Here is a 3,524-nt window from a genome sequence, read left to right as displayed (position 1 = left end):
TTTTGAAAAAATCAAGTCCCAAATTGATTTTTCTTCACTAATTTTCCGCTCTATGTTGGGAGGTAAAATAAAAAGACCTCATTACGAGGCCTGTAAATTCAAGGGTTTTGAGTTTGTGAGAACACTCCATATTTATAAAGAGAGGCTGGGGATGAGTGTGGTACAGAGATTTTTTTCGAGTAACTTGCTGTTAAGGGGAGTGCTGATAGTTTGGGTGCTTTTTTTCAGCTGGGCCTATGGGGAAGCTGCTGCTCTGCCAGTACTGGGAGAAACGAAAGCAACAGTGGAAGCGCAATACGGTTCTGCTTATGTGGTGCAAGAAGACACACTTCATTTTCGCGGAGGTGAAGAATGGCAAGAAATCATTTCCAAGAAGCCTTCTCTAGCGAAAGCCTATGGATATGCTAGTGTGATGCAAGGGAAAAAGGGAACTCTGTGGGTGGAGTATAATGCAGATGAGCGCGTAAAAAAAGAGACGTTGCTGTTGGAAGAGAATTTGAAGATTCGCCATTTGGGACAGTATTTCCCGGAGTTGCAGGCGGCTCTTACGGGAACAGACAGCCTGGCAGCTATTCTTGAGAGTTACCCGCGGGCACAGTTGGCTGTTCGGATTGGTAAAAACGCGCAGGCGGAGCGATGGGTTCGCTTTTTTGTTGCTGGCGATGGAAAAAACCATATCAATATGCACACGGAAGTGAAAGGTTTTGAAATTACGGATATTCCTTGCGAACCGGGCGAAGTGAAAGCGCCGACCGAAGGAGCGTGGCTTAAAAGCGACAATTACTTTTTGCCGCAACTGTATTTTTCGGAGCCGCTGGTTCTGCGAAAAAAGACAGAGCTGATTGTCGTTCATCACGCGGCGATGCCGCTCACGACGACGCGCGAAGATATTCAAGACTTGCATTTAACCAATGGTTGGGCCGGCATAGGTTACCATAAGCTGGTATTTGCCGACGGGAATGCGGCCGAAGGGAGACCGGAGAACGTGGTCGGCGCGCATGCTCTTGGAGTTAATCAGCGCAGTCTGGGTATTGTGCTGGTTGGAGACTTCAGCAAGGAACGTCCAGTGTTAGCGCAGCTCCAGGGCGCGGCGAATTTGACGCGGGAATTGATGGAGAAATATCACGTTACGCTGGAAAACGTGAAGCCTCATCGCGCAGTGACGGAGGGAACCGATTGTCCCGGCGCGGCGTTTCCGTGGCAGGAATTTGTCAATCTCATTGCGTCGGCCGGGAAGTAAGGGTAATGTCTTTCATGTATTTCGCGGTTCGTTTTATGAATTCTGGTATATCAAAAAGAGAGCTGCGCCGTGGCACAGCTCTCTTTTTCCTGGTTTTCTTGCAACTTATTTCACTACAACTACAGGCATTTTAGCATGGGTCACAAGCTCGTGCGCTACGCTGCCCAAAAGCAGGCCTTTAAAGCCGCCGGCACCGCGCGTGCCGGTTACCAGCAAGTCGGCCTTGCTTTCCATACTGTAATCGAGCAGGGTTTCGACGATATTGCCGTTGAGAACATGAGTGGTAAACTCCTTGCCGCAGGCCGCCCACTCCTGGCGTAGCTCTTTCAATTTTTCCTCCCGCATGGCTTGCTGGTCTTGGTGAAAGGCGGTTACTTCCAGCGGGAATGCTTCGGGAATGGAATAGTTTGCAATGGGTTCCACCACGGTAACAACTTCAATGGAGGCAGTTCCGGCTTCATAGGAATTTAACGCCCACTCCAGAGCTTTGCGGCTATGCTTGGAACCGTCAAAAGCAACCAGGATTTTTTTTGCCGGCATAGTTAGACCCTCCTTGCAATTTATTTCCTATATTCTAAATTATATGACATTGCGACGGGTAAGGGAAGACAAAAAACATTTTCTGCTTTGAGAGGCTGAGATAGGAGGAGCGGCAAGGATTTGTGGGTAACGAACCGCGAAATACACGAAAGACGCGAAAGGGATTTTTAAAAAATAGAGCCTTTTTGGGCGAGCTGTTCGATAACTTCTTGAATCGCAGCCTGCACTTTTTTGTACTCGATTTCTTTCCAGGACTTCAGCAACGGAATAAATCGCGCATTGCCATTTTCCTCGATTTTGTCGAGAAGGAGAAAAATCATGCCGCGATTGCGGTCCTTTAATTCCTGCACAATGCTGTAATCATTGCAGTCCAGCAGGGTAGTAAGCTGCTGAAACAGTTCTTCAGCGTAAGTTTCCCGTTCAATTTCCCAGCCGAATTCCGAGAAAATAAGCAGTGGCAGTTTACCGTTATACTGGATTTCCAGATATCCCTTCTTGATTGTCCAGTCAATGCGGTTGGTTATTTCCGGCAGCGTTAGCTCCTGGTAATAGCCGTAAACAGGGCATTGGTCCAACTCGTGTTCCAGAATCTTCTTGTCTTTGGAGCCTTTGAGAATTTTTGCCAACAGGCTGCGGCCGCCAGTGCCGATCAACTCATCCGCAGCTCGGAGAATGGCTTTTATTTCTTCCTCGGAAAGCTGGCGTATATTTCCGTGATCTAGTTCATAGCGGATTCTTGATCTTCTTCTGTCCATGCTATGCCATCCCTTCTATGTGCAAATGTAGTTTCTTTTAAATTATATGACAGTATGGCAGGAAGAAAAACCTAAAAACGCAATTTATTACAAGAAATAATTCCTGTATTTGCCAAAGCGAAGGATGTATTGTACTGTTAAGGAAAATGCAAAAAATAAAGGAGCTGGAAAAATGAGAGACTGGCAACGCTGCTTGGTGCGCAGCTTCTGCGGGATGTTTTTGATTATGGCGCTGTTGGCGGCGCTTCCGACGCAAGGTGTGGTCGCTGCGGCCTCCTTAGAGTTAATCAACAATAAAGAAGACACACTAAAGGTGACCTATACGGCTTGGGACGCTGTGCGAAACAGTAATTCTACCAAAGGCTGGGTAGTTCTAAAACCGTATACGTCCGCAACAGTTACGATTGACCATTATGGCAATTGGGAACAAGTGCTCTGGCTGTACGCTTTTTCGCGAAGCCGCGTTTGGCAGGGCGATCCGACTGCTAACCTTTCCGATCCGGATCTCAGCTTCTTCGTTAATCCAGCCATGAATTTTCAGTACTATGGTAAAGGCGGCCAATATGCCGGACAAAAAGGCTGGGAAGAAGTTACTTTCTTTTCCATCTCTGAAAACGGCGCGCATGGACAGTTTACGTATACCTTTGAATAAAAGAATCAGCCCCAACTGTTGTTGGGGCTGATTCTCTTAAAATCCTTGTTCCGACGGGGCTTTGTGCGGGCCGTCAGGAATCATACCGCGGTGATGGGCTCCGGGGTGTTCGCCAGGATGGGCTTTTTGCCAGTCCATACGTTCTTGCATGCGCTTGAGGTGTTGGTCTGCCCAGTCTTGGGATATAAGGCCTTTGGCTACTTCTTCTTTGATGAATTCTTTTTGCAGCTCCATCATTTTTTCATGATGCTTTTGCATATCTTGTTGGAACTGTGCACGCTGTTCGGCGGTCCAGTTTACGCTGTCCATCATGCAGGGGCGTTCCATGCGGGACCCT

At 47.8% G+C, this 3,524-nt stretch carries 5 protein-coding genes; 2 read left to right on the top strand and 3 right to left on the bottom strand.

What is annotated here, in order from left to right; genetic code table 11:
• Positions 1-199: 199 nt before the first annotated feature.
• Positions 200-1,240 (top strand): peptidoglycan recognition family protein, encoded by a 1,041-nt coding sequence (locus PHF27_RS13905; RefSeq protein ID WP_300071345.1) that lies wholly within the window; start codon positions 200-202, stop codon positions 1,238-1,240.
• Positions 1,241-1,345: 105 nt separating this feature from the next.
• Here the strand turns inward: PHF27_RS13905 and PHF27_RS13900 are convergent, their stop codons facing one another.
• Together PHF27_RS13900 and PHF27_RS13895 are read right to left on the bottom strand one after the other, a co-directional pair.
• Complete coding sequence (locus tag PHF27_RS13900) at positions 1,346-1,780, bottom strand: universal stress protein (RefSeq protein ID WP_300071342.1); 435 nt, start codon at positions 1,778-1,780, stop codon at positions 1,346-1,348.
• A 167-nt stretch (positions 1,781-1,947) separates the two neighbouring features.
• Positions 1,948-2,535 carry an RQC-minor-1 family DNA-binding protein gene (locus PHF27_RS13895; RefSeq protein WP_300071339.1) on the bottom strand — a complete coding sequence of 196 codons (588 nt, stop codon included), beginning with the start codon at positions 2,533-2,535 and terminating at the stop codon, positions 1,948-1,950.
• Between the two features lie 172 nt (positions 2,536-2,707).
• Between PHF27_RS13895 and PHF27_RS13890 the strand changes: the two genes are divergently transcribed.
• Positions 2,708-3,187 carry a hypothetical protein gene (locus PHF27_RS13890; protein ID WP_300071337.1) on the top strand — a complete coding sequence of 160 codons (480 nt, stop codon included), beginning with the start codon at positions 2,708-2,710 and terminating at the stop codon, positions 3,185-3,187.
• 36 nt (positions 3,188-3,223) lie between these two features.
• On the opposite strand, the gene PHF27_RS13885 is transcribed toward PHF27_RS13890, so the two are convergent.
• Positions 3,224-3,524: hypothetical protein (locus PHF27_RS13885; RefSeq protein ID WP_300071334.1), on the bottom strand; the 301-nt coding region annotated here is incomplete at its 5' end.

The sequence above is a fragment of the Anaeromusa sp. genome (assembly GCF_028691475.1).
In the GTDB taxonomy this organism is placed as follows: Bacteria; Bacillota; Negativicutes; order Anaeromusales; family Anaeromusaceae; genus Anaeromusa.
Note: the sequence above shows the minus strand (reverse complement) of the source record. Positions and strands in the feature narration are given on the sequence as shown.